This window comes from Streptomyces caelestis (assembly GCF_001279005.1).
In the GTDB taxonomy this organism is placed as follows: domain Bacteria; phylum Actinomycetota; class Actinomycetes; order Streptomycetales; family Streptomycetaceae; genus Streptomyces; species Streptomyces heliomycini.
On record NZ_LGCN01000073.1, the window covers coordinates 1 to 434 of the forward strand.

A 434-nucleotide genomic window follows, 5' to 3' on the forward strand; every position below is an offset into this window, starting at 1 on the left:
TCGCGCACGAGGAGTGTCTGGCCGGTTTCGCCGCCTGGGGCGCCACCGCCTATCCCGTCCCGCTGTCCTGGGGCGCCACCTTCGACCCCGACGTGGTGCGCCGGATGGCCGCCGCGATCGGCCGCGACATGCGCTCCGTCGGCGTCCACCAGGGTCTCGCGCCCGTCCTCGACGTGGTGCGCGACGCCCGCTGGGGCCGGGTGGAGGAGACCATCGGCGAGGACCCCTACCTCGTCGGCACCATCGGCACCGCCTACGTGCAGGGCCTGGAGTCCGCCGGGATCGTCGCCACCCTCAAGCACTTCGTCGGCTACTCGGCCTCCCGCGCCGGACGCAACCTCGCCCCCGCCCCCATGGGCGCCCGCGAACGGGCCGACGTCCTGCTGCCGCCGTTCGAGATGGCGGTCCGCGAGGGCGGCGCCCGCTCCGTGATG

At 75.1% G+C, this 434-nt stretch carries 1 protein-coding gene; it reads left to right on the forward strand.

The annotated features are described in order from the left end of the window. The coding region (locus tag ADK41_RS06845; protein WP_030837703.1) for a glycoside hydrolase family 3 N-terminal domain-containing protein at nt 1-434 on the forward strand (434 nt) is incomplete at both ends.